Here is a 25716-nt window from a genome sequence, read left to right as displayed (position 1 = left end):
GACCCTTGCCTCGAACCAGTTCCTGCCCTGCCTGCTGGCGGGCGGGCGAGAGTCGTACACACCCCGGGTGTCACTCCCGCGCGGCGCGGGACGGAAACTTCATTGAGGCGGGCTGCGCAAACGTGGCTACTTGCGGTCCCGGTTGACCGAGGTGATGCGCGATGCGTCGGCCCCCACGGCGATGCGTAGGAGCGGCCCTGGCGTTCGGCCCGCACATGGTCAGAGGGTCGGTTCGCGCGTCACATCATCGACTAGTGCGTCGTGAAGGAGTGCTGCGCGGGGACACTCGGCGTCCGGAGGCACTCTCGTGGATTTGCCAGATGCCGAAGGCGTCGTTCGAGCAACTGGACGACGCGCACCGCTTTGCGCGTGTCATTTAGGAAGGGTTACCTCAACTTTCTGAGGGGATCACGGCACCAGGACCGGACGGGTGGTCGGTTCCCATCTGGGTGCCAGCGGCAGAGGCAGCAACATCCCCGATGTCGGATGCCGGCGCGTCGGTTCTTGGGCGGATGGTGCGCGGTTGGCGTGTCAGGTCGATCGCCGTGAGCGCAAGAAAGATCGACGAGATGGCGGCAGGTTGTTTCAAGTTGATCGTCAGAAGCTCTTCGACCTTAGCGAGGCGATACCGCAGTGAGTTGTGATGGATGCTCAGCGACTCTGCGGCCAGGTTGATGTTCTGATCGAGCTCGAAGTAGGCGCGGAGGCCTGACATCAAGGTTTCCCTCTCTGCCAGCGGGCTGAGGAAGTCCTTGGCCCACTCAACCATCCGGTCGAGTCCCACATCGGCGAACAGGCGCGTCGCAAAGTCGAAGTCCTCGTACGCCATCACTCTTTGACTGACGGCAACTCGTCGGATGGTACGTGCGGCCAGCTGCGCGTCGTGAAAGGAGTCAGCCACCCCTTCGACACCTTCTGACCGCGTTAGCGGACGACCGATCCCGACGTGCAGCGGCGGGAGGTCGTCCTGGTGGGCGGCCAGCACACGCTGGAGCGTGGAGGAGCTGCACTGGATCAGCATCGTGACCCCGTTGCCCCTGGTGGTCAGAAGCGCGGGGTGCCCGGCCGCGGTCATCAGCCGAAGGAGGTCGTTGAGCAGCGACTCGCGTGCCTGCTGTCGCTGGTCGGCGCGGGGAGAGCGCGACAGTATCGCGACCGCTACCCTGACCTCGGCCTCGAACGTGATGCCGAATCCGGCAATGCGGGCGGTTAGCTCGTTGTCGCGACGCTCGTGACGCAGGGCCAGCGCCTGCTCGAGCACCGACGCTCGGATGGCGCGCTCCTGCTCTCTGGCCACGACCGACATTCGCTGGCTGGCCTCGATCAAGCTGGCGGCGACGTGCGCAGCCGAGGTCGAGTAGGTATCCGGGAAGTCCGGTCGCCGACTCGTCAGCACGAGCCATCCGCTGTGCTGGTCGTCGAAGGTTAGATCGGCGATGCGGGTCGCGACGCCACGCCACCCGTCGATGCTCAAGGACTGCGTATCCGCCGGGGTCGACGAGATGCGCTCGAACAGCAGGGCGCGGGGGACCGGCCCGGTTGAGTGCAGAATGGCTCCGCGCTGGTCGATAACGGCGGACGTGGCGTTTGTGACGCGCTTGAGGCGGTTGAGTAGCGCCGGGATCGGGACCGGGTCTGTCAGCGCCTGACTCAACGTTCGTTGAAGCGATGCGAGCCGGCGCGACACGGACTCGTCCATGGTTTGCGTCAAACGACCGACGACCGCAGCCACATGACCGGCAGAGCTGGCCGTCGAGATCAGGGTGTGCGGCTGCGCATCCACGCCGTTCGGGGCCGAGAAGTGGATCTCGTCACCTGTGAGGATGATGACGCGGGCCGCCGTTAGCGCCAGCACGGGGCCTAGTTGATCCGCATCGCCCCCGAGACCGGTGCAGACGATGATTCTCGCGGGATCGTCCGGTAGATAATCACCCGGAGCCCACACGATGACGCCAGTGAGCAAGCGCGTCACGTGGCCTGCGTCGACCAAGACGCGCGGGGCTTCCAGATCGGAGAGCAAGGCACCCAACTCATACGAAGGCGTGTCGGCGTTCAAGCCCCACCTCCATTGAGTCGTCGTCGCCGGGTGTGATCGACTCTAGTAGAGGCATACTCGTATTCATCAGGGATATTCAGACTAACTGACGCTTTTGCCGTACTTCTCACAGACCAAGCCGGCCTCGCCAATGCGACGGTCAGGTGTCGCGGCGCGAGAACATCACGAGCCACTGCCCATCGTGGCAGGTCTCCCCGCGCTGGTTCTTGACCTGGACGTCGAAGACGACGATGCCCCGGTCGGGCTTGGACTGGGACGGCCGAAGCTCGGCCACCTGCTCCTCCACATGAATGGTGTCGCCGATTTGCACGGCACCCTTGAGGCTCCAGGTCATGCCGAGGAAGGCGATCGCAGTGCCCTCCTTGATGCCGAGTCGCGACTCGAGGCCAGTCGCCACCGCGAAGACTCCCGGCCCGTGAAACAGGCGGCCGCCGAACTGGGTCTGCTTCGCGAACTCCTCGTCGGTGTGCAGAGGATTGTAGTCGCCCGAGATGCCCGCAAAGTTGACGATGTCCGCCTCGGTAATCGTGCGCGCCGGGGAGATCCACGCCTGTCCCACGGCGAAGTCGTCGAAGTAGAGGCCGCGGTCGACCGAAGTGGACAGTGCTGCGTGGGTCTGGCTCATGAACTCTCCTCAGATTAGGTCAGAGCCCATTCTGTTGGTGCGCCCTTGGGTAGGCGATTGGTCGAATTCCGACGCTCACGTCTCGGCGTTGGTCGTCATCTGATGTCTGGGGGAGCTAGTTGTCCCTACTGTCGACGTAACGCAGACCTTTGTGCCGGGCACCCGGCGAACACCGATTGGACGCGCCCTATGGCCGAACGCGAACCGTACTGGACCAGCAGCATCAGCGAAATCACGCCGGAGACGGTCTTCGTACGCGGCTACCGGCTCGAGGATCTCATCGGGACCTCGTTCACGGCGTCTGTCTTTCTACTCATCAAAGGCAGGCTTCCGAGCCCCCAGGAGGCGGCCGTGCTGGATGCAATCCTGACCGGCGTGCTTGACTACGGCTTGGAGAAGACCGGTACCGCTGCAGCCCGGTACGTCGTGTCAAGCAATCCCAGCATGCAGGCCGCCCTCGCCACGGCGATCCTCGCGGCCGGTGATTATGCGCTTGCGCCGGAGAACAGCGCGCGTTTCATCACCGACACCCACGCTGCTTGGGTCGCGGCAGGCCGTCCGGACATGAAGGCCTTCGCCGAGCAGATCGTGGCTGATGCGCGGCGGGCCAAGCTGCGAATCCCTGGCTTCGGGCACGCCGTGTTCAAGAAGAAGGACCCGCGGTCCGAGATCCTGCGCTCCATCGCCGTGGACAACCAGCTCTGGGGTGAGCCGGCGCAGTTGTACGAAGCGGTCCACCAATCCTTCATTCAGCTTCCGGGCCGTGAGGACTTTCCAATCAACGACGTTGGCATGCTTGCCGCCATCTCCGTTGCCGTCGGCTTCACGCCTCAGGAGGCCACTGCGTTGGCCGTGCTGGGCACCCTCCCCGGCATCGTCGCCCACGTCTCGGAGGAGTACGCGACCGGCAAGATCGGACGCGTTATCCCTGCGGCCGATGTCGCCTACGACGTGCCGCGCCGTGACTATGCCGAGGACCTGTCGGCGGCCGGCTGGGCCGCCGACGATGGCATCTGAACGCCGCGACCTTCGATGCTACTTAAGGACGACACGATGACCCCTGAACTGCTGACCGGACCGTTGTTCGACGAGTGGATGACAACCGGCGACGTCGGTGACACGACACCGGCGCTGGCACCGGCATCGGGCGAAGTCGTCGCCACCTTCCGCAACGCCTCTTCAGGAGACGTCGACGAAGCAGTTCAGACTGCGCGGCGGGCATTCGCGACCTGGCGGCGAACCACTCCGGCCGATCGCGCGGCCCTCTTATTGGAACTTGCCACTCGTCTCGAAGCGGATAGCACGACCTTTGCGCGAGCCGAGAGTGTCGATGTCGGCAAGCCAATGGCGGCAGCCCTCGAGGAGATCGCCTACGACGCGGACGTGCTGCGCTTCATGGCGGGTGCCGCACGCATCTCGTCGACGGCGGCAGCAGGCGAGTATACGAACGGAGCCACGTCCATGACCCGACGTGAGCCGCTCGGAGTCGTAGCGCTCATCGCGCCGTGGAACTTCCCGCTGATGGAAGCCATGTGGAAGATCGCGCCAGCCTTGGCGGCCGGCAACACGGTGATCATCAAGCCCTCAGAACTCACTCCACTGTCGACGCTCCTGTTCGTGCAATTGGCCCAGGAAGTTCTGCCCGCAGGTGTCCTGAAGATCGTGTTGGGTGCGGCGGACACCGGCCGCGCACTCGTCGACCATCCAGACATCGCCCTCGTTTCGCTGACGGGCGACGTGGCGACGGGCAAGAAGGTTGCCGCTGCTGCGGCTGCATCGCTCAAAAAGGTGCACTTGGAGCTGGGCGGGAAGGCGCCCGTCATCGTGTTCGCAGACGTGGACCTCACCGCTACAGCGAAGGAGCTTGCCGGCATTGCTTTCTTGAACGCCGGGCAAGACTGCGGTGCGCCCTGCCGAGTCATCGTCGAGGACGCCGCGTACGGCGAGTTCGTCGAGGCCTACGTGGCAGCCGTGGACCAACTGAAGGTGGGCGACCCCGACGACGACACCGCGATCGGTCCGCTCATCTCCCAGCGCCAGCTCGACCGCGTCGCGGGATTCGTCGAACGAGCTCGCGCGTCCGGGGCCACCGTCCTCACGGGTGGTGAGCGCCTCCCTGGACCGGGATTCTTCTACCCACCGACCGTGGTTGTCGGCGTCGCGCAGGACGACGAGATCGTTCAAAACGAGGTCTTCGGCCCAGTCGTGACGATCCAAAGGGGGCATGACGACGACGAGATCCTGGCGATGGCCAACGATGTGCAGTACGGGCTGACCGCCAGCGTGTGGACGGCCGATGTCGGGCGCAGCCTGAGATTCGCGCGTGAGCTGTCATTCGGCACCGTATGGATCAATCAGCACCTCGTGCTCGCGAACGAGATGCCGTTCGGCGGCTACGGGCAGTCTGGGTATGGGAAGGAACTTTCAGCCGCTGCAGTCGACGAGTACGCGCAAATCAAGCACGTCTCGATGAAGTCCTCCGACTGATCTGATCCGCTGCCTCCGGGCCGGCCGCTCGGTGTTTTTGACATCGGGCGGCCGCTGCCATGATCGAGCCTGTCTGGCCGTTTGCAGCGACGCTGGTTCAAGCAGTCGCCGTAGTCGTACCCGGACGCAGTCGCGACAGGTGTTGGCGACGCGTCGAGCGGGCCGTTACGCCAAGTATTGGCGGGATTAACAAGGTGCTCGCCGCGTCGCACGGCGCTCGTCGTCGCATGCCTAGTGGTGAATCGCAGTAGTTCAACGCCACGCTGCTCAACGATGCGCCGAAGCCGAGAACGCGGCGGCGCTTCTTCCCGAGGTGGCCAGTCAGCCTTGAGGCAAGCCCGATCTGACCTCAATGTCTCACAGCAGCCCGATCCCGCGCAGTTCGGACACGTTCGGGTCGTACGGCGGCTCGTCAAGGACGCGGCCGCCCACCTGCCTTGATGCCGGAAATGGGTTGGGCACATCGACCGTGCCGTGAGCACGCTCGAATCGGCGGGGGATCTCGATGCCGTCTCCCTATGCCGTGAAGGCGATGGAGACGTCTTGCTGGCCGTGAGCTTGTTGCCGAGCTTGCTCCAGGACTCCGAGGTCGGGTGTCGCTCACGTTCGAGTACTCACGATGACGTTGCCGACCCCAGTACAGCGCACCATCAGAAAATGACCGGTGGCGGCTTGTCTGATCGGGATATCCGCCAATTCACCGACTTTCTGGCTGGGCCTACCGTTGAAGTGATTCCCACTCGACCAGCGAGCAGGGTTGCTCGTGCCGGCCAAGGAGACGCTTTGTGCCTGAGGTTCTCGTGTTGATCGATGCTCCCGGTGGTGACCTCACCAAGGGCTCCCTTCAATTGCGGGCAGTCGCGTGCCGTCTCGGTCGGCCGTCCGCGGCCCTAGGCGACGCTAACACCGGCCGGCTTGCCGAGCGTGGCGCTCAGATCTACGCCTACGACGACGCGGTCTACGCCGACTACCTCGTCGGCCCAAGGTCGAGGCCCTGCCCGAGTTCGTGGGCGAGGCCAGCCGGGTGACGGTTCTCAGCGGCGACTTGACCGAGGCCGAGGCGCTTCCCGACAGCCTCGATGGGGCCGTGGATGTCCGCGCTTCGCGATCGACCTCGGCTGATATTCGCGCATATGCCAGGTTGGCCGGGCCGCCAACACGGCCCTGCCGCAGCCGGACGTCGCCAATGGCGTCTCTGGTGCGATCCAGGACCGCGCCGGCATGGAGACTTCCAACATGATCATCGAGGTCATTAAGGACGACGAAGGCCCGGGTTTCGGGCTCGTCAACTTCGACGTTGTGGGCGATCGTACGGATGTTCCGCCCGCCGCGACCGACAAGGCCACGAGGCCCAAACTCTGATGAGAGTCCACCAGCACCGGGTCCGCTATCACGAGACGGACGCACAAGGCTTTATGTTCAATGCGCGGTTCCTCGAGCTCGCCGACGTGGCCATGGCTGAGCTTTTCCGGGCGTTGGGATGGACCTATGACGAGCTTGTGGCCAGCGGAACAGACCCGTCGGTTGTCTCCGCCGCTCTTTCGTTCTACTCACCTGCCCGCCACGACGACATCATCGACATCGCCGTGACGTGCACCAACGTGGGCCGCTCCAGTTTCGCGCTGGCCTTCGACCTGCGGCGTAACGACGTAGGCATCGCCACGATCGAGATCGTGTACGTCAACGTCGACGCCAGCGCGGCCGTCTCGCGACCGGTGCCCAATGCGGTGGCCGCGGCATTGCGAGCCTCTATGACCACCAACCCAACACCGGGGCAGCACGAACAGGACTGATGTGGCAGACGTCATTTACGACGCCGTTGTCGTCGGAGCGGGATTTGCGGGGGTCACCGCCGCGCGAAACCTAGTCGACCAAGGACGATCGGTCGTCCTCCTCGAAGGCGGCAATCGGGTGGGAGGACGGACGTACGCGCGTCCGTTCGCCGGACACGAGCACATTACGGTCCAGCTTGGGGGCAGCTGGATCAACCGCGACCTCCAGCCTCAGATGCGGGCGGAGATCGCGAGGTACGGCGCTCGTCTTACTGAGGACCTGATGCCGATGAGCCCGGCCTTCATCACGGGGGGACTGCGGCGGACCTTTCCCGTCCCGCCAGAGGAGATCGGCGATCTGGAGCGTGTCCTCGGCCACCTCCGCGACGCGTCAAAGCGCTTCGCCCCGTCGCATCGGCTGAGCAGCCAGCCCCTGCACGATCTCGACATCTCCGTGGACGACTTCCTGGCGCCGATCGGCGTCGGACCGGCGACTCGCGACCTCGTCTACTCGACCGTTTCGTGGTGTTACGGATCGGACCCCGGCAGTGCGTCGATCTTCGCCATGATCGCCCAGATCGCGGCCTTCGGGCACAGCGCCTACGGGTTCTTCGGCGCGCTCACGGAGCGATTTACAGGCGGGGCGGGTGAGTTGTTGGACCGCATGATCGAAGGTTCGCGTCTCGAGGTCCGGCTCGGACACCGGGTCGTCCAGGTCGAACGGAGCGACGACGAGCTGGTCGTCCGGACGACGCACGGTGCCAGTATCCGCGCCCGAGCGTGCGTCATGGCCATCCCGACCAACGTATTGCGCAATGTCGACTTCAGGCCAGGTCTCAGCGACGACAAGCAGCGAATGCTCGCGCGAGATCACCTCGGGAACCTCTGTAAGCCGTCGATGCTGGTGCGCAACATTCCGTCGCGGCCATTCACCTTGGGCCTTGGCCGCTTGCAGTCCCTCTGCCTCGGATACGAGTACGAGGACGGGACGTGCCTGATGATGGGATTCGGCAACCGGGCTGGGATCGACGATCCAACGTCACGAGAAGAGCTCGAAGGTGCCGTGCGGGAGTACTACCCGGACGCCGAGGTTCTCGCAGTGGATGTCCATGACTGGAAGAACGACCCGCTCTTCAACGGAACGCACCACGTCGACCGTCCGGGTGACTCGCTGCAGTTCCTGAAGACGATGGGCGAGTTGGAGGGGAGGATCGTCTTCGCCGGCACCGACGTGGCCGATACGGTGTGGCGAGCGTGGATGGAAGGCGCTATGCAGAGCGGCCAGAACGCCACGACCGCCGTCCATTCCCTTCTCGCCCGTAGCTGACAGCGCCGTCTCGGAGTAGTCGCCTCCAAGGCTCGACCTGCTCGACCTGCTTCACCGCGAGACTGGTCGCGGTGAAGCAGCGTGTCGTGGTGTGCCTCTCACGAAGCCTTGCGCTCCGCCGCGTTCATACGCGACGTGAACGAACCTCACCGACGGCGCAATGAACATCGCGTCGATCGGGGGTGAGAACGATTCACCGACTCGCTGCGTTCGCCCATGATCGGTTGAAGGGTGCTAGAGCTGGGCTTCACAGAGGGGCCGACCCCAAACCGGCAGGGCGACCGAGGTTGCTGCCCCACGCCTCGGTCTTGGGGTGTCGTTCGAGGACTTCTGGCAGAAGTCCTGCGGGACATGTGTCAGCGATAAGTCGACGCCGAGCCGGCTCAAGCAAAACCACGTCGGTCCCATATCAAGTCGACTATGAGCGGTCGGATGCGGGCGTCCGTCCCATCTTGGTGCGTGCTACTTGAGCGGCGTCAACCTTGGGCGGGGTCAAGCTGCGCCGCGACGGCCTTGCGGTTGACCTTGCCTGTCGTTGAGTTGACCGGCAACTCTGCCAGCGTCACATAATCGGAAGGTACCTTGAACGCGGACAACCGGTCTTTCGCGAAGGACTTCAGCGCCGATGCGTCGAGTTCATGCCCCGCGGCCAGCACGACGGCCGCGACGACCCGCTCTCCGTACATAGCATCAGGCTGACCGACGATGGCAATACTCTGGACGCTCGGGTGCTCGCGCAGCACTGCCTCGACCTCGGCCGGTGACACGTTGCTCCCGCCGCGGATGATGAGGTCGGAGAGGCGACCGACCACGTACACGTAGCCGTCCTCGTCGACGCGCACCAGGTCGCCCTGCCTATACCACCCGTCCTCGGTGACGGCTGCTCTGCTGGTCGCCTCGTCGTTCCAGTACCCGAGGAACATGCCGGGGCCGTTGGCGAGTGCCTCGCCCACCTCGCCGGGGGCGACGTCGGCGCCATGCTCGTCGACGACCCGCATCATGGAGCGTGGGACCAGCTTGCCAGCAGAGCCGGGCACCGGTAGCGGGTCGGCGATCGGGTCGTACGTGATGAGCGGGAAGCATTCGGTCGAACAGAACGTGTCGTGGACGGGGCACCCGGTCAGCTTCGTCCATCGCGCGAAAGACTTCTCGTTGCGGGGCTCACCTCCCGAGATGCACAGACGCAGTGACGACAGATCGGGCTTGGTGTCGAGGCCTTCGATGTGCTCGACCAGCTTAGAAAACATCGTCGCAACACCCGGCATGAAGGTCGCCGAGTGCGTCGTGATGGCGTTCAGGATGATGTCGGGGCGGGCGCGACGCAGGATGACGACCGTACCGCCACCCAGCAACGTAGCCATGGTGGTGGTCGCCAGCCCGAACATCCAGGCCATCGGCAGCGCCACGACGGTGGTGTCGTGCTCGCCTAGGTGCCACACCTCGGCGTACGTCTCGATGCCATTGAACATGTTCTCGCTCGAGAGCATGATCGCCTTCGGGCGGGATGTTGTGCCCGACGAGTAGCAAATGAGGTACAGAGGCTCGCGAAGTTCCGGCGTGGGCGCGGCGTCGTGGCGGACTGCGGGGACGTCAAAGCCTCCGTCCACGCGGACCCACGGCACTCCGTCGGGGAGTACGTCGCGGACGGTGTCGACAGTGGCGTCGTCGACCATTACCAGGACGGGGTCCGCACTGGTGATGCTGTACTCCAGGTCGCCGCGGCCCGACGACGGATAGACCGTTGCCGGAACGGCTCCGGCCTTCAGCGTCGCGAACAGGCTGATCAGGTAGTCGGCCGAGTTCTCGGCCACGAGGACGATACGGTCGCCCGCCTTGACCCCAGCCGCCGTCAGTGTCTGAGCGCGGTCGCCGAGCTCGTCCACTAGCTGCGCGAACGTGATGCGGCGTTCTCCGTCGATCAGGGCGACGTGATCGGCGTGCTTGGCTGCTGTCGCCTCCAGAGATGCCACGTACTCTCTCGGTGCGGCGCTCATGGGTCCTCTCTTCTGCCGTCTGCTCGGGCCTCGACCTTAGGGGAGTCACCAACGGGAACCCATTGGGGAATTACCCGACCCCCGGGGATGATTTTGGTTGTTATCTGACTATTCGGGTATGTCCGGCAGTCATAGTCTCGAGCAGTGAGTCAGAGCAAAGGCGCCAATGGTGGGAGCGTCACCACCGACCAGGTCGACGGGGTGCTCGTGGTGACGCTGCGGCGCGGCACGAAGCGCAACGCCCTGAACCAGGAGATGGCGGACGCTATCGACGTCGCGATGCAGAGGCTGGACGAGGACCCGACTCTGCGGGTGGGCGTCATCACCGGAGAGCCGCCCGTTTTCTCGGCCGGCACCGAGCTTAGCCTCCCGACCAGTCCCCGTGCTGGCGACGGTGAGGAATACGGCGTCATCCGGCGGGTGCGCCGTAAACCGCTTATCGCGGCAGTCGAAGGGGCAGCGTATGGGGGCGGCTTCGAGGTCGTCTTGGCGTGCGACCTCGTTGTCGCGGGAGACGACGCCCGTTTCGCGCTGCCCGAGGTTACCCGGGGGGTCGCGGCCGTGTGTGGCGGATTCTTCCGATCCGGCTCGAAGCTGCCGCGGAACGTCGCCATGCATATGCTGCTCACCGGCGCACCGCTGTCGGCGCGTCGCGCGCACGAACTCGGATTGGTCAACGTGCTCGCAGCTGCGGGTGAAGCACTCGCCGGCGCGCTGACGCTGGCTCGGACGATCGCCGCCAACAGCCCCCTCGCTGTCCAGTACACGATCGAGGCGATCGCCGCCGGCGACGCCGCGACCGAAGCGGCGCTGTGGCCGCTATCGGACAGCGCATCGGACAAGATCCAGGCCGCGCCTGACCGGGTTGAAGGTATCGAGGCGTTCTTCGAGAAGCGTCCGCCGGTGTGGTTGCATCCCAAGGACTAGTTCAGTGCCGTAGATCTCCCTAGCGCAGTTGGAAACCTTCGTCCTTTTCACTGTTCAGTATCAGCTGATGACTTCCTAGCCTGGAAGGGTCAATCCCGTAATCGGCCCGAACCCACCCAAGGCGACTATGACCAGCAAAGTCCCGACCGTCCGTTCTTACGAGGATTCTGCTGTGGTCATCGCCGGCGGATCTTCCGGCATCGGCTACTCCAGCGCGGAGCGGTTTATCAAGGCCGGCGTCCGCCGCATCGCCCTGCTCTCCAAGGACCCGGGCCGCGGTGCGGATGCTCGGAACCGGCTGCTCGCCCTGCCCACTGCGTCGGTAGGTGACATGCAGGTCCATCACGTGCCGTTTGACGCGACCGACACGTCGTCCGTTGAGGACGCCGTAGGGGAGGCGCACCAACTGCTCGGCGGCCTGGACGCCATGGTCAACTCCATCTCGTCGCCTTACACACCGGAACTACTGTTCAAAACCTCGCTACACGACATCCCGGCGATCCTTGCCGCGCAGGCAATTCCTCCTATGTTGCTTTCGCGTGCTGCGTTGCCCTACCTGACCGAAGGTGGTGGCGGGAGCATTGTCAATGTGGCCTCGGACGCCGCCAAGGCGGCCACGCCTGGCGAAACCGTGCTGGGCGCGGCGATGGCGGCAATCACGATGTTCACGCGCACGCTCGCGGCGGAGGGTAAGCGGAACGGGATCCGCGCCAACATCCTCACGCCATCTCTCATCGCGGGCACTCCCACCACCGATCGCGCCATGAGCGGGGGGTTTAGCAAGAAGCTGTTCGAGAAGGCTGCCCCGCTTGCGAACCTCGGCGTTGCCTCGGCCGACGACCAGGGTGCGCTCGTGGTGTTCCTGTGCGGGCCAGGCGCCGCGCGCCTGACGGGCCAGGCCATCAGCGTCAACGGTGGTATCTCGCTCATGTGACATCTGTTGGCGCTATTGCCATCGCGACGGATGTCCATCTTCCGATCCACCACGTCACGCGGCACCAGCACGTGCTGGTCCCGCCGAACCCACTTCACCAGGATGTCAGAATGACCAATAGCAGCGCTACCGCAGGAGAGACTGCTGACGTCCTCATCGTCGGCGCAGGGCCGTCGGGGGCCACCGCGGCTCGGCTGCTTGCCGAGAGCGGCTACAACGTGACCTGCCTGGAGCAGGGCGACTGGGTCAACCGGGCCGACTATCCGAGCGACAAGCGTGAGCGCGATGTGCTCCTGGCTGGTCCGTGGTCTGCGAATCCGAACGTCCGCAGCTGGAAGACCGACTACCCGATCGACGTCAAGGACTCCGAGGTCCACCCGATCAACTTCAACGCCGTCGGCGGAAGTAGCATCTACTTCGGGGGCGAGTGGCCACGTTTCGTCCCGTCCGACTTCCGTACAAAGAGTTGGCACGGGGTCGCCGACGACTGGCCGATCAGCTACGACGACCTCGAGCCGTACTACACCCTGATGGACGAGATGATCGGGGTGTCCGGAGTTCCTGGCGATCCTGCCTACCCCGGCGTGCTCGAGCCGCCGATGCCCGGCGTCCCCATCGGACGTCTCGGTCGCAAGGCCGCCGAGGGCATGAACAAGCTCGGCTGGCACTGGTGGCCGGCCACGCAGGCGATCGTGACCCGCTCGCACGGTGACCGGGGAGCGTGCGCGCGATGGGGCACGTGCATGTCGGGCTGTCCCGAGGGTGCCAAGAGTTCGATGGACGTTGCGCTGTGGCCCGGTGCGATCGCAGCGGGTGCGCAGGTGATCACCCGAGCACGTGTCAGGGAGATCACGATCGACTCGGCCGGCCTCGCCAACGGTGCCACGTGGTTCGACGAGGACGGCAACGAACAGCACACGTCGGCATCCGTGGTCATCGTGTGCGGCAACGGCGTCGGCACTCCGCGCCTCCTTCAAATGTCGACCTCGAGCCGTTTCCCGAACGGCCTGGCGAACTCGTCGGGCCTCGTCGGACGCAATCTGATGATGCACCCCTTCGTCGGCGTGCTCGGCATCTACGACCAGCCCTTCGACAGCTGGCTCGGACCCTTTGGCGCCGCCATTTACTCGCTGCAATTCGTCGAGACCGACCGATCACGCGGATTCTCTCGTGGTGCCAAATGGTCGGCCCAGCCCATCACCGGCCCGATGGAGTTGCTGGAGCGATACGGCGAGCGTCCTCTCGGAGAACGCACGGGTGCCGCGGGCATGGGACTTGTTGAGCGTGCGGTAGGCCGCTCCTTCGAGTGGGGTGCTTCGATCGAAGACCTGCCCGACCCGGAAAACCGCGTCGTTTTGAGTGACGAGATGTTCGACAGTTCGGGGCTCCCCGCACCCAAGCTGATCTACAGGATGTCGGAGGACAGCTTGCAGAACCTGCAGTTCAACATCGACCGAATGACCGAGGCGCACGTCGCGTCGGGCGCCATCGAGACCAAGGTCGTCGACTGGATGCCTGCCGTCGGCTGGCACATGCTTGGCACTGCCCGATGTGGCGACGACCCCTCCTCGTCGGTGGTCGACGGATACGGCCGCTCACACGATGTCCCGAACCTGCTCGTTCTGGACGGCAGTGTGTTCGTGACCTCCTCGTCCCTGAATCCCACGTCGACGATCACGGCGTTCGCTGCTCGCGCGGTGATGAATCTGATGGAGACCGCCGCCGACCAGAAGGTGCCGACATGATCACGACTCACGGCGTCGACACCTTCATCGATGAGAACGCACGCATCGGATTGGGTCGGCTGCTGGACACCCTCCTGCCTGGCACAGGGACGCTCCCGCCAGCTCGAGACGTCGCCGACTACTTCGAACTCCTCGAACGCGTTTTCCGTGCCGATCCGACTCTGGTCGCACCAGTGCTCGACGTCGCACGACGAAGCGTCGAAATCGTCGGTGAGCTCACGGTCAAGATGCTCGAGTCGTGGGGCACAGATCAGGCTGAGACAGTGGCGCGCGCATTGCACTCGGCGTACTACATGTCGACGGTCGTGATGGGTGCGCTGCACTATCCGGGTCAAGGACGACGACCGATCTCTGCGGCTACACCCGAGGAGCGGGCTGACGATGAGCTCCTCGCACCCGTGCGAGAGCGCGGTTCCATCTTCGTCGACGGGCCCGATTCTGACCGCCAGGCAAAACCTTCGACGGGTGCTGGACTTCCTGACGCAGCCCATGTGACGGCAAAAGGTCCAACCAATCGGCACCAAGTCCGTACATCGTCCGAAGCGACGCGGCCACGGCGAGTTGTTGAGTAGACATCACCGGGCACCCCGGCGCCCGCCGGTACGTGAGAGGAAGCAACGATGAACTTGTCCGATCGTTACTCGGTGCTATTCGAGCCGATCGTGCTAGGCCGCAAAGTCTCGAAGAATCGGTTCTGGGCGACGCCACACGCCATCGGATTCGGCAGCGACTCGCCCGGCTCGGCTGCCGGCTACCGCGGCATGCGGGCCGAGGGAGGATGGGGGGTGGTCTTCACGGAGGCGACGACCATCTCGCCTGAGATGGACAAGACCCCGCACCGAATGTCGCGCCTGTGGGACGAAGGCGATGTTCGGAATCTCGCTTACGTCGTGAGCGAGATCCAGAGGCACGGCGCCTTGGCCGGCATCGAGTTGGAATACAACGCTGCTGTGGGTCCGATGACCGAAGGGCGCGGGCTGTCCCCGCGCAACCCAGTCACGACTCCGGGAGAGTCCTCCCTCGCGGTCCCCTATGTGGGCGGCCTAGCAGGACTCGACGCCGACGGACTCGCGGAGATCAAGGACGCCTACGTCACGGCTGCACTGCGCTCCCAGCGCGCGGGCTTCGACCTGATCACTTTGCACTGTGGGCATGCCGCATCGATTTTGGCGCACTTCCTCATCCCGTACTACAACACCCGGACCGACGAGTACGGAGGATCACTGGAGAATCGCTCCAGATTCGCCCGTGAGGTGTTGGTTGCCGTGCGCGAGGCGGTTGGACCCGAGACCGCGGTGGGCCTTCGTCTTGGGGTGGACACACTGGACGCCCCGCTGGGGCTGGGAGACCGCGGGATTCGGGCCGACGGAGACGCCCCGCTCTTTATTGAGTTCATGGACGATCTCGTCGACTATTGGGACCTGGTCATCGGCGGCTTCGAGTGGGCCCTCGACGCGCAGTCTTCCCGCACGGTGGCGGAGAATTTCGAGAAGCCGTGGGTGGGACACCTAAAGAAGTACACGACCAAGCCGGTGGTCAACGTCGGGCGACTCAACAGCCCCGACACCATGGTCGACATCCTCACTTCGGGGCAGTGCGACATCATCGGTGGTGCCCGCGCGGGCATCTCCGACCCGTTCCTCCCGGAGAAGATCCGTACTGGTGCTATCGGCAACATCCGCGAGTGCATCGGTTGCAACTTTTGCGTGTCGCGGGACATGGCGCACGTTCCGATCGCCTGCACGCAGAATGCCACCACGGGCGAGGAGTTCCGACGCGGCTGGAACCCGGAGGTCTATTCGCGCGCGAAGAACCACGAGACGGACGTCCTGGTCATCGGTGCCGGCCCGGCCGGCATGGAGTGTGCGATGGTCCTGGGAAAGCGGGGGATGCGCAACGTCCACCTCATCGAGGCGGCCGACCACATCGGCGGCAGCATTGAATGGTCGGCCCGCATCCCCGGACGGCACGAGTGGCGCCGGCTCATCGAGTACCGCGAGCACCAGCTCGGCCAGCTCGCCAACGTCGAGGTCATCCTCAACACGGCGATGTCCGCAAGCGACGCGCTAGATTACGGTGCCGGGATCGTCGTGGTCGCCACCGGGTCGCACTACTCGCGCGACGGCATCGACCCGTTTAACCGCCTTCCGTTCGGGCTGGAGCCCGTCTTCGGCGAGCGGCTCTTCACACCGGAGCAGATCCTGCGCGACCGTGCTGAGGTTGGCAGACGAGTCGTTGTCGTCGACTCAGACGGCTACTTCATGGGACCCGGGATCGCCGAGCTCTTGGCCCAGCGCGGTCACGAAGTGACCTTCGCGACGAAGGGCGAGCACGTGGGGGAGTACCAGCGCTACACCCGCGAGCTGCCGCACACACTGAAAGACCTTCGGACGCTCGGCGTCGCGATGCGCACGGAGACCGCCGTCACTCCGGCGAGCGACAACACCGTGCGTCTGTCCCACCTCGACAGAGCCGACGAGATCATCGAGGTCGACTCTGTCGTACTGGTTGGAACTCGCATCTCCGACAGCGGCATCTACGACGACCTCAGCGCGCGCCGCGACGAGTGGGAGTCAAACGAAATTGCCGGCGTCTACCAGATTGGCGACAGTGTCCGGCCTCACTTCATCGCCGAGGCCATCTTCTCAGGCCACCGGCTAGCCCGCGAGATCGACAGCGACGACCCAGCGCGTCAGCGTCCATTCATCCGGGAGCGTCGCATCGTCGGAGGAACGGACGCCGATTTTCTGCTGACGTCCGAGGCGCTGCGTCGCACGATCTGAGGCACTTCGGCCTCAGTCCCCATCGTCCACCTTGATCTTAGGAGCAGTCCAATGACCCAGACACCTCGGCAGGTGGTCGTCACCGGTGCCGGCAGCGGCATCGGGGCCGCCGTGGCCAAGCGATTCGTCGACAACGGAGACGTCGTCCACCTGCTCGACATCTCCGCCGACCGACTGGCGTCCGTCTCAGCGGACCTTCCCGCGGCGCAGGTGACGACCCACGTGGTCGACGTTACGGACCATGTCCGTGTGGCCGAGACCATCGCCGAAGTCTCGGCGAATGGTGCGATCGACGTCCTGGCAGGCTGCGCGGGAGTCTTCGACGGGTTGGCCGGGATCGAACAGACCACGCACGAGCTGTGGAACCGCGTCATCGACATCAATCTGACAGGCACCTTCAACGTGGTTAAGCCCGTCGTCGAATCGATGATCACGCAACGCTCCGGCTCGATCGTGCTCATTGGCTCCATTGCCGCTTCGCGCGCCACTCCCGACGGTCTCGCCTACGACACGTCGAAGGCCGCTCTTGAAGGAATGACCCGCCGCCTTGCCGTCGATCTTGGTCAGTACGGGATCAACGCCAACCTCGTCGCACCCGGGGTCGTGGGAACCGCCATTCGAGCGACGTCGGAGGAGATCCTGGGCGACATGGTGCCCGACACGAACGTCGGAGTTGGTACTAGCCCGGAGCTCATGAAGATGCTCATCCCGCTCCAGCGTGGCGGTACCTCCGAGGAGGTCGCGGCGACGGTGTTCTTCCTCGCCAGCGCGGGTGCGGCCTACATCAGCGGCGACGTCGTCCACGTCGACGGTGGCTGGATCGCGTCCTGATCGTTACCTGACCTTTCCGGCAACCCTACTTCTGGAGATCGAGCATGGCTTCTAACCACATCACTGCTGGCCTGACCGCAGATCACATCGAGCTGCGCGAGCTGGTTCGCTCGTTCGTCGACGAGCGGGTCGTTCCGACCGCGAGCGAGCGCGAAGCGAAGGACGAGTACCCCGCCGACCTGATTCCCGAGCTAGCGGCTCTGGGCCTGTTCGGCATCACGGTCAGCGAGTCCAACGGTGGCTCGGCGATCGACTACGTCAGCTACGGCGTCATCTTCGAGGAGCTCGCCCGCGGTTGGATGGGCCTGGCGAGTCTGGTGTACACGACCAGCTCGGGGGCGTATCTGATTGACGAGTACGGCACGGACGACCAGAAGCAGCGGTTTCTGCCCGAGATTGTGATCGGCCGTCGCATGAGCGGCATCGCGATGACGGAGCCGTCGACCGGAAGCGACCTGAAGCAGATCAAGCTCACGGCGCGACGGGAGGGCGACGACTACATCCTCAACGGGTCGAAGATCTTCATCACTCATGCGCGTCACGCCGACCCGCTCGTGGTGATGGTTAAGACGGACCCCACGATCGAGCCCGCACACCGCGGAGGCATCAGCCTCATGTTGGTCGAGCAGGGAACGCCCGGCCTGAGCTACGGCACCGACTTCCAGAAGATGGGGCACCGCGGGCTCGAGCTCTGTGAGGTCATCTTCGAAAACGCCGTCGTCCCCGCCACGAACTTGCTGGGTGGTGAGGAGGGTAGTGGTTTCTACCAGATGATGAGCGCTCTGGACCGTGGCCGGATCTACATGGCGGCTTCCTCTACAGGAATGGCCCGCGCCGCTCTCGAGCACGCGGTGACGTACGCCAGGCAGCGTGAGGCCTTTGGCAAGCCGATCGGCGAGCACCAGGCGATCCAGATGAAGCTGGCCGACATGGCGATCAAGGTCGAAGCATCGCGTCTGCTGTATGTCAACGCGGCGCTCAACACCGAGGCGAACGGACGCGCGAGCGCCGAGTCCGGCATGGCGAAGATCTTCGCGGCCGAGTCCGGGGTCGAGGTTGTCACTGAAGCCATGCGCGTCCTGGGCGGCTACGGCTACATCAAGGAGTTCCCTATAGAGCGCTACCTTCGGGACTCGTTGCTCATGCCGATCGGCGAGGGCACGAACGAGATGCTCCGGTTGCTCGTCGCCCGTGAACTGCTCAGCGCGGGCTGAGGAGCTGACATGGCCGAGGCGGAGTACGACGCCATCGTGATCGGTGCGGGCTTCTCCGGCCTGGTCGCCGCTCGTGACCTGAGCGAGCAGGGGCACACCGTGCTCGTCCTCGAGGGACGCGACAGGCTGGGCGGGCGCACCTGGTATCGCAACTTCTCAGACACCGCTAAGCAGGTCGAGATGGGTGGCGGATGGGTCTCGACGAGATGGATGCCGACGGTTGAGCTCGAGGCCGAACGGTATGGCGTCGAGTTCGTCGACCAAACGGACTCCCAACACTTCGTCTGGGCGACCGGTGGGGAGAAGCGTGCGTTCTCCCCCATTCCGCCGCACGAGTTCGGTGCCGCGACCCACGCGATCCACGCCATCCATGAGGCAATGAAGCTTGTCCCGCGCGGCATGGTGGCGGAAGGCGAGGATTACTCCGCCCTAGATGTTCCCGTGTCGGAGTGGCCGCCCTTCGTGGAGCTGCCCCTTGCGACGAAGGAGTTCGTCCACATGTGGGCGGCGATGTACAGCGGATCGTCCGAGGACGACGTGTCGCTGCTCCACTTCCTCACCATGTTCGGCCAGTTCGGCGACGACATCGCGGGGCTGCACTTCGGGCTCGCGCAGCGTTTCGCCCACGGCACGAAATCTCTCGTGGACAGGATTGCAGGCTCGATCGACGGTGAGATCCGGCTTGCCACACCCGTTCGACGGATCGCGCAACGCGAAGACGGGTCGGTCACCGTGGAGACCGATGACGGGAGCGTGAGCGCGCAACGGGTCGTCTGCACCGTCCCGATCAACTCGTTGCACCGGATCGAGTTCTCCCCGGAGCTTCCGCCGCTCGCCGCCGGCAAGGTCGCCAAGGGCACGAACTCGAAGTCGATCAAGCTGTGGGCACAGTGCAGGAACGTGCCGAACGGGTTTCTCGGCATGGGCTGGAAACAGGGCATCGAGTGGACGTGTGGCATCTACGAGTTGGAGGACGGCACCACGTTGCTGTGCAATTTCGCCTTCGACCGCGAACAGATCGATCCCACGAGTCGCGAGAGCGTCGAGAAGGCGCTTCGCAACTTCATTCCGGACGTCGACGTAGTAGCCATCGACTCACACGACTGGATCGGTGACGAGTTCGCCGACGGGACCTCGATGATCATTGATCCGGGCTGGGTGTCGAGCGGGGAGTACAAGGCCTTCGCGAAGCCGCACGGGAGCGTCTACTTCGCGGGAGCCGACCACTCCATGGTCTGGACAGGCTGGATCGCTGGGGCCATTGCGAGCGGCGCGACAGTCGCCGAGCAGGTCTCTGCGTCGCTGACCTAGCTTTACTGATCGTGCACGTTGGTCATGTGACGACCCGCGCGCTCGACCCCGCCCGCGTTCTGATCTGCCCAGGCTCCGCCCACCTGTTGGCCTCAGTGCTTGGTCGACGTGTGTCACGTGGCCTTGTCGCCCGGTGGCTGGTCGTCACTGTGGGCTGAGTTGGTGCTGCACCGGAGCTGCCATGGTCGCGAGCGCCCGACGCAGGGTAGGGACGTTCATGACCAAACACCCACATCTGAGGTCGTTCGTGACTAGCCTGCATCGGCAGGTCTCGGGGGTCCTGTCGGGCCTGAGGCAGGTCGAAGCGAGGGAGTGAAGGTGCACGCGGATGCTCTGGGGTCGGTTTGGCGCCGGTGGAATCCCCATCTCCACACACCGGGCACGATCCTCAGCAATGAGTTCCCGCAGGCAGTTGGAACGACTATCTGTCTCTAGTCGAGTCGAGCGAGCCGCGCACCGAGGTGGATGTGACCGACTACTGCAGCCTGGACCGCTACGAGGAGATCCTCGCCTTCAGAGCCGCGGGTCGAATCCCGGACGTCGAGTTGCACTTTCCCTGAGGTCGGCCGAGGGAGTCCGATCGATTCCTTTGACCGTCCATTGGAGAAGGTCAGGGATTCGCATCTCCTCAGCTCCACCAAAATCGCAGGTCAGACGGCAACTCCAAGCCCGCCCCTCGGCCTCAACGATGGCGGTCGAGGAGTACTGAAGTGCCGAGATTGTGCCGCCCTTTCACTCTGTCTCCTCAGGGAGGGCTATTGGACCGGTCGGTCTGAGATGACGCCGGGCTCCACGGTTCCTCAGCCACCCTCGCTCGCGTCGTTAGGCACTCGGGCGGGAAGCTCAGCAGGCAGCAGGGGGTGGCGCTGGAGAGCGTTACGACCTCAGCGCGAGTGGTTGATCTCCTCGTCGGTCCGGCAGGCGCAGGCAAGACGACCGCCCTGGCTCACTCCGCGTGGCCTGGCTCACCGAGCACGGACGGGCCGAGCGTCACGAAGCCCAGGGGCGTCGGTGTGGGAAACTCGTGCCCATGTCTTCCGCGAGCCGTCTTGGCATCGAAGCCGTTCGGGACGTGCGTCGACTCAAGCGCGACGATACGAAACGCGAGCGGATGTTGAGCCAGCTTGAGGAAATCTTTCTCGCCGAAGGTTTCAGTGCGCTAACTACCGACGAGCTGTGCAAACGACTGCGCTGTTCGAAGTCAACTCTGTACGGCGTCGCCGGGTCGCGCGAGCAGATCAACCAAGCTGTGGTCAGGCACTTCTTCGCGCGCTCTACCGAAGCGATCGAGGCGGACGTTTCGTCCGCGACGGATCCGGGGACCCGAATTCTGGAGTACCTGGCCGGAGTGGGAAAGGCCATGAACCGCAACTCGCCGTCGTTCTACGCCGACATGGTCAGTTATCCGCCGACGGCGGAAATCTACCGCCTGAATTCCCGAGCTGCATCTAGGCGCGTACAGGCCATGATTGAGGACGGCGTCGGCGCAGGCGTCTTCAGATCGGCGGACGCCGCACTGGCGTCGCTGACAGTCGCGCACCTGATGGACGGCGTTCAGTCGGGGGAGGTGCTCGAAGCCACCGGTCTGAGCGCCGGAGAAGCGTTTGCCGAGCTAGGCGAACTGCTGGTTCATGGCCTGGCCATACGCAATCGCAGATCCTGATTGCCAGCCGGAGTTGGTGACGTAGCGATTACGAGCAGGCTCAGTAACCCGAACGGCCCCGTTCAAATCGCTCTTCTGCCGTGCGAGGCAAGCCGGGTGTCTGTTTGTCTCGACCTCTCCAGGGCCACCAAAAACGTCGCCCCGGCGATGACTTCCTTCGAGCCCGCGGACGCACCCAATTGTGTCGAGCCGCGCGGAGGTCGAACAGGGGAAGGACGAACGGGATCAACGTCGGCCCCGGTCGGACCGGGAGAATAGCGTCGGCCCAGTCAAACCACGAAGTAGACCGCCGTCCTTAGGACTTCAGTCGCGAGCGCATTGACCGCTGGCGGCTTGGCTGAGGTGTCGGCGTACGCGGCCCGGAGGCAGTCGGCAGTCACGGAGTCGACGCCGGAGGACGCGACCGCCGCTCTTCGGAGAGTCAGCTAGTTGCCTTGCCATGCCCGTCGCAGACCTGAACGTCTTCGGGAACCTGTCGTAGTCCCGGCGGCGGCTCTCGTCGTGGCAGTTCGACGTCATCCGCGGCAACTCCTGTGATCGATCCGATCTCCCTAGCCAGCACGTCCGGCCATGCGACTCCGGTCACCGGATTGATGAGCCGATACCGATCCCTCCGTCTACGTCGAGGACAACACCGGTGATGTAGCTGGCTTCGGGGGAGCAGAGGAACGCGGCGGCCGCGGCGATGTCCTCGGGCTGGCCAGTGTGGCGCATCGGCACCTTGCCGACTAGCTTCTCCCGGGCCGGCCCATTCATGGAGGCAAGCATCGGGGTCTCGATGAGCCCCGGAGCGATAGCGTTAGCGGTGATACCGTGCCGGGCGCCTTCCAGGGCGAATCCACGGGTAAGCCCGACCACGCCGGCCTTCGCCGCGACGTAGTTGACCTGGCCGAAATTGCCACGCCAGCTCATGGATGAGAAAGACACGACGCGCCCATAGTTGCGCTCCCGCATGTGCTGGAATGCAGCCTGAGTGCAGTAGAACGCACCGTTCAAGCTAACTGCGAGCACGGCGTCCCAGTCTGCAAGGCTCATGTTCTCGATCCGGTTGTCCCTGATGATGCCGGCGTTGTTGACGAGCACATCGACCCGACCCTCGGAGGCGGAGACTTCGTCGACCCACCCCCGTGCTAATGAGGGGTCGGTGATGTCGACCTCGTGGAAGGCGTGGCCGACGCCATCGAGCGCAGCAAGTGTCTCCTCGCCGGCAGCAACGTTGAGGTCTGCGAAGTGCACGCGCGCCCCTTCGGCTGCGAAGCGCTCCACCATGGCGCGGCCCAAGCCCTGGGCGCCTCCGGTGATAAGGACCACTTGGTCAGTGAAACGGTCAGGCATCAGGACGCCTCTCGGGTCTTGGTCAGGAAGGCGCGGAGCGCACTTGGTACGTCGTTGGCAAGCCAGTGCCGGTCGAAGGCATCAAGCTCCCGATCACGATCGGAGGCGCTCAGCGAGCCGTGTGTTTCGTCGAGTAATTGCTTGTACGAAGCTCGAGCGGTCGCTGAGACATCAGTAAGACTCGTCACGATGGCGGCCACCGTCTCGTCCAGTTCCGTAGGAGGGACGACTGACCGCAACCAAGGCGCGAACACCGGGTCGTCAGCTGGAAGAAACTTGCCGGTGAGCGCGAGCCAAGCTGACGCTCCGCGCCCAAGAGTTCGCTCCATGCGCGCGCTGGCACCACCTCCTGGCAGTAGGCAGTGCCGCACGTGGCCGTCGCCAATCAGTGTGCCGGTCGCCGCGACGACCACGTCGCAGGCCAAGGCCAGTTCGAGGCCGCCCGCGATGGCGTGGCCGTGAAGGACGGCAACGAAGACGACGGGGCTGTGTTCGATGGCAAGGGTGAGGTCCCAGATGGCCGAGAGGTGGTTGCGAGGCGTCTGAGCGCTGGCCCGGTCATGATTGGCAAGGAGGGACAGGTCGGCGCCCGCGCAGAAGCTCGGACCTTCGCCGCGCAGCACGACGACGTCGGCGCCGATTGACTCAGCCGAGGTGAGGGCCTCGCGAAGCCGAGCGACGAGGCTTTGGTCGAGTGCGTTGCGAACTGCGGGTCGGTTCATCGTCCAGGTCTCAACGCGCCCGTGGCGCGTTACCAGAAGGTCGTTCACCGAACATCGCCGTCACTGGCCGGTGCTGCGGCGGCACGGAGTGCGGCGCGCTGGATCTTGCCGCTCGGTGTCTTGGGCAGGGAGGTCGCGAAGGTGATCAAGCGTGGGTAGGCATGCGCGGCGTAGCGTGTTCGAACCCAGTCCTGGAGTTCCTGGACGAGAGCAGCCGGGTCATCTGGGGTGGATGCGGTGACGACGTAAGCGTGGATGACCTCGCCACGAACCTCGTCCGGGGTCGCCACGACCGCACATTCGACGACTGCGGGGTGACTGATAAGGACGCTCTCGACTTCGAATGGGCCGATGCGATAGCCCGCCATGAGAATGACGTCATCATCACGAGCGGAGAAGCGGATCAGGCCGTCGTCTCGGATAGACGCGAGATCACCAGTCAGGTAGTGAGTGCCGTCGGCGGTGAACCGGGATCCGGGAACGTCTCGCGCGACGCCGTAGCCGGTGAAGGTGAAGAACGGGCTCGCCTGAATGTCGACGGCCAAGCGGCCGACCTCGCCTGCGGGCGCACGGTCGTCAGACAGCGTACGCAGGACAGTCATACTCCACCCCGGCAGCGATTGACCCATGGCTCGTGGAACGACGCGACGGTCGAGTTCGGGATGATGCGCGAAGCCTGCGGGCATACCGAGCTCGGTCTGTCCGAAGTGGTCGTGGACGTCGACTCCGAAGCGTTCGCGGGTCCACGCGCCCACCTCGGGCGTCAGTGGTTCCCCAGCGGTGGACAGCCGACGCAGCTTCGGCAGAGCGACGCCCGGGTCGCACGTTCGTAGTGCCCGCAGTGCGGTAGGGGCGGCGGCGTAGTCGCTGACCTCTAGCTCCTCAAGGACTCGCCAGGTCAACTCGGGCTTAAAGGCACCGCAGGTGAAGATGCTGGCGATGCCAGCGGCAAGGGGACCGACGATCAGCGTGTACAGACCGTAGGCCCACCCTGGGTCTGCGCCGCACCAGTACTTGTCCCCAGGCGCAAGGCCGATCTCGATGTAGGACTGCCACCCGGCAGCATAGGCCAGCGGGTGCACCACAACCTTCGGCTTGCCTGTCGTACCAGAGGTCGCCATCTGGACTATCGGGGTCTGCGGGCCCGTTTCCGGAACGGGCCCCGTCCACTCGGGCCCGTGAGCTAGTGCCGCGGTGAGGTCCTCGAATCCTTCGTGATGTGCGTTGGGCGCGGAGTTCGCCAAGACGACCTGTACCGGCAGGTCGCGCACCTTCGGCAGCTGCTCGCCGTCCGTGGCCACGAGCTTGACGTCAGCATCGTTCATGCGGTCTGCGACCGCGCTCGCGGCGAAGGCAGTGAACAATGGGACGTAGACCGCTCCCAGTCGCCAGATGCCAAGGATTAGTGCAGGGAGGTCGGGGCCTTTACCCAGCAAGCTGGCGATACGGTCGCCCGGTCCGACTCCTTGCTCGGCGAGGAAGTGGGCCGCTCGTCGTGAGCGCTCGGCGAGCTCGCCGTAGGTCATCTCGGTAACGTGAAGGTCAGTAGTGACGAAGAGGAAGGCTACGTCGTCGACAGGATGGCGATCGCACACGAGCCATGGCGCACTGGCGTCGTCGCGGTTGAACGCATCGCGGATCTCCAGCGATCGCTGGTAGGCGCGAACCGCGCCGTCGCTTGTCGTTGTGTGCGCCATATCCACGGTAACCTCGCAGCATCTAGTACAAAAGTAAGTTAGATCGTACTCTAGATCGTACCGTCTATGAATCGTCCTCCGGCAAGTTCTCCGTTGATCCCTTCACGCTGTTCGCGAATAAGTTGCAGCAGTGCCCGGTGCCGCGTCACGGCTCGCATGCGCGAAGAGCCTGGTAGGTGTGCTTGGCCGGGCCAGGACCCCCCATGTCACGTGCGAACCGACTGGCGCCTTCGGGTCGGTCCGGCGGTTAGAGATGGCGTCGCTGGACCCGGCCGCGAGCTGGCGGTCTGATT

Annotated in this window: 20 protein-coding genes and 1 pseudogene; 15 read left to right on the top strand and 6 right to left on the bottom strand. The window is 64.6% G+C overall.

Annotation, left to right across the window (positions count from 1 at the left end; translation table 11 throughout):
* Positions 1 to 391: 391 nt before the first annotated feature.
* Positions 392 to 2056 (bottom strand): PucR family transcriptional regulator, encoded by a 1665-nt coding sequence (locus H5V45_RS09665; protein ID WP_185252731.1) that lies wholly within the window; start codon positions 2054 to 2056, stop codon positions 392 to 394.
* Positions 2057 to 2195: 139 nt separating this feature from the next.
* Complete coding sequence (locus H5V45_RS09660; protein ID WP_185252730.1) at positions 2196 to 2681, bottom strand: MaoC/PaaZ C-terminal domain-containing protein; 486 nt, start codon at positions 2679 to 2681, stop codon at positions 2196 to 2198.
* Positions 2682 to 2870: 189 nt separating this feature from the next.
* On the opposite strand from H5V45_RS09660, the gene H5V45_RS09655 reads away from it, so the two are divergent.
* The 5 genes from H5V45_RS09655 (at position 2871) to H5V45_RS09640 (ending at position 8267) form a co-directional block, all read left to right on the top strand.
* The gene (locus tag H5V45_RS09655; RefSeq protein WP_185252729.1) at positions 2871 to 3698 is read left to right on the top strand and encodes a citryl-CoA lyase; all 828 of its coding nucleotides are present in this window, start codon (positions 2871 to 2873) and stop codon (positions 3696 to 3698) included.
* Positions 3699 to 3734: 36 nt separating this feature from the next.
* Positions 3735 to 5168: an aminobutyraldehyde dehydrogenase gene (locus H5V45_RS09650; protein WP_185252728.1), complete on the top strand. Its 1434-nt coding sequence runs from the start codon at positions 3735 to 3737 to the stop codon at positions 5166 to 5168.
* Between the two features lie 1236 nt (positions 5169 to 6404).
* A complete protein-coding gene (locus tag H5V45_RS22350; RefSeq protein WP_281385825.1) occupies positions 6405 to 6530 on the top strand; it encodes a hypothetical protein in 126 nt (41 codons plus the stop codon).
* Positions 6530 to 6961 (top strand): acyl-CoA thioesterase, encoded by a 432-nt coding sequence (locus tag H5V45_RS09645; RefSeq protein ID WP_185252727.1) that lies wholly within the window; start codon positions 6530 to 6532, stop codon positions 6959 to 6961. Before H5V45_RS22350 ends, H5V45_RS09645 begins: the two co-directional genes overlap by 1 nt.
* 1 nt (position 6962) lies before the next feature.
* Entirely contained in the window at positions 6963 to 8267 is a 1305-nt protein-coding gene (locus tag H5V45_RS09640) for an FAD-dependent oxidoreductase (RefSeq protein ID WP_185252726.1), read from the top strand.
* 476 nt (positions 8268 to 8743) lie between these two features.
* Here H5V45_RS09640 and H5V45_RS09635 read toward each other — a convergent pair whose 3' ends face one another.
* Complete coding sequence (locus H5V45_RS09635) at positions 8744 to 10261, bottom strand: class I adenylate-forming enzyme family protein (protein ID WP_185252725.1); 1518 nt, start codon at positions 10259 to 10261, stop codon at positions 8744 to 8746.
* Between the two features lie 144 nt (positions 10262 to 10405).
* Here H5V45_RS09635 and H5V45_RS09630 point away from each other — a divergent pair, with 144 nt between their 5' ends.
* The 10 genes and pseudogenes from H5V45_RS09630 (at position 10406) to H5V45_RS21865 (ending at position 21669) form a co-directional block, all read left to right on the top strand.
* On the top strand, positions 10406 to 11188 hold the full coding sequence (locus H5V45_RS09630) for an enoyl-CoA hydratase-related protein (protein ID WP_185252724.1): 783 nt from the start codon (positions 10406 to 10408) through the stop codon (positions 11186 to 11188).
* 172 nt (positions 11189 to 11360) lie between these two features.
* Positions 11361 to 12122, top strand: a complete 762-nt coding sequence (locus tag H5V45_RS09625) for an SDR family NAD(P)-dependent oxidoreductase (protein WP_221633972.1) — start codon at positions 11361 to 11363, stop codon at positions 12120 to 12122.
* Between the two features lie 110 nt (positions 12123 to 12232).
* Positions 12233 to 13867, top strand: coding sequence for a GMC family oxidoreductase (locus H5V45_RS09620; protein WP_185252722.1), 1635 nt, complete (start codon positions 12233 to 12235; stop codon positions 13865 to 13867).
* Positions 13864 to 14439: a hypothetical protein gene (locus H5V45_RS09615; protein WP_185252721.1), complete on the top strand. Its 576-nt coding sequence runs from the start codon at positions 13864 to 13866 to the stop codon at positions 14437 to 14439. The genes H5V45_RS09620 and H5V45_RS09615 overlap by 4 nt, the downstream gene beginning before the upstream one ends.
* A 48-nt stretch (positions 14440 to 14487) precedes the next feature.
* Positions 14488 to 16650: an oxidoreductase gene (locus H5V45_RS09610; RefSeq protein ID WP_185252720.1), complete on the top strand. Its 2163-nt coding sequence runs from the start codon at positions 14488 to 14490 to the stop codon at positions 16648 to 16650.
* A gap of 51 nt (positions 16651 to 16701) precedes the next feature.
* Positions 16702 to 17481, top strand: coding sequence for an SDR family NAD(P)-dependent oxidoreductase (locus H5V45_RS09605; RefSeq protein WP_185252719.1), 780 nt, complete (start codon positions 16702 to 16704; stop codon positions 17479 to 17481).
* A gap of 44 nt (positions 17482 to 17525) precedes the next feature.
* Complete coding sequence (locus tag H5V45_RS09600; RefSeq protein WP_185252718.1) at positions 17526 to 18695, top strand: acyl-CoA dehydrogenase family protein; 1170 nt, start codon at positions 17526 to 17528, stop codon at positions 18693 to 18695.
* A gap of 9 nt (positions 18696 to 18704) precedes the next feature.
* Positions 18705 to 20006, top strand: coding sequence for a flavin monoamine oxidase family protein (locus H5V45_RS09595; protein ID WP_185252717.1), 1302 nt, complete (start codon positions 18705 to 18707; stop codon positions 20004 to 20006).
* An 854-nt stretch (positions 20007 to 20860) separates the two neighbouring features.
* Positions 20861 to 21124: pseudogene (locus H5V45_RS22860) on the top strand (AAA family ATPase); the annotation flags it as partial.
* A complete protein-coding gene (locus H5V45_RS21865; RefSeq protein ID WP_185254575.1) occupies positions 21037 to 21669 on the top strand; it encodes a TetR/AcrR family transcriptional regulator in 633 nt (210 codons plus the stop codon). The pseudogene H5V45_RS22860 and the gene H5V45_RS21865, both read left to right, overlap by 88 nt.
* 582 nt (positions 21670 to 22251) lie before the next feature.
* Here H5V45_RS21865 and H5V45_RS09580 read toward each other — a convergent pair.
* From H5V45_RS09580 to H5V45_RS09570, 3 genes are read right to left on the bottom strand one after another with little or no spacing between them, the layout of a single operon-like run.
* Entirely contained in the window at positions 22252 to 23004 is a 753-nt protein-coding gene (locus H5V45_RS09580; RefSeq protein WP_185252716.1) for an SDR family NAD(P)-dependent oxidoreductase, read from the bottom strand.
* Entirely contained in the window at positions 23004 to 23774 is a 771-nt protein-coding gene (locus H5V45_RS09575; RefSeq protein ID WP_221633971.1) for an enoyl-CoA hydratase/isomerase family protein, read from the bottom strand. The genes H5V45_RS09580 and H5V45_RS09575 overlap by 1 nt, the downstream gene beginning before the upstream one ends.
* Positions 23771 to 25423 carry an AMP-binding protein gene (locus tag H5V45_RS09570; protein ID WP_185254573.1) on the bottom strand — a complete coding sequence of 551 codons (1653 nt, stop codon included), beginning with the start codon at positions 25421 to 25423 and terminating at the stop codon, positions 23771 to 23773. Before H5V45_RS09570 ends, H5V45_RS09575 begins: the two co-directional genes overlap by 4 nt.
* Between the last annotated feature and the right edge of the window lie 293 nt (positions 25424 to 25716).

The organism is Nocardioides luti, assembly GCF_014212315.1.
In the GTDB taxonomy this organism is placed as follows: domain Bacteria; phylum Actinomycetota; class Actinomycetes; order Propionibacteriales; family Nocardioidaceae; genus Nocardioides; species Nocardioides luti.
The sequence above is the reverse complement of the archived record's forward strand: the minus strand, read 5'-3'. Positions and strand labels throughout refer to the sequence as shown.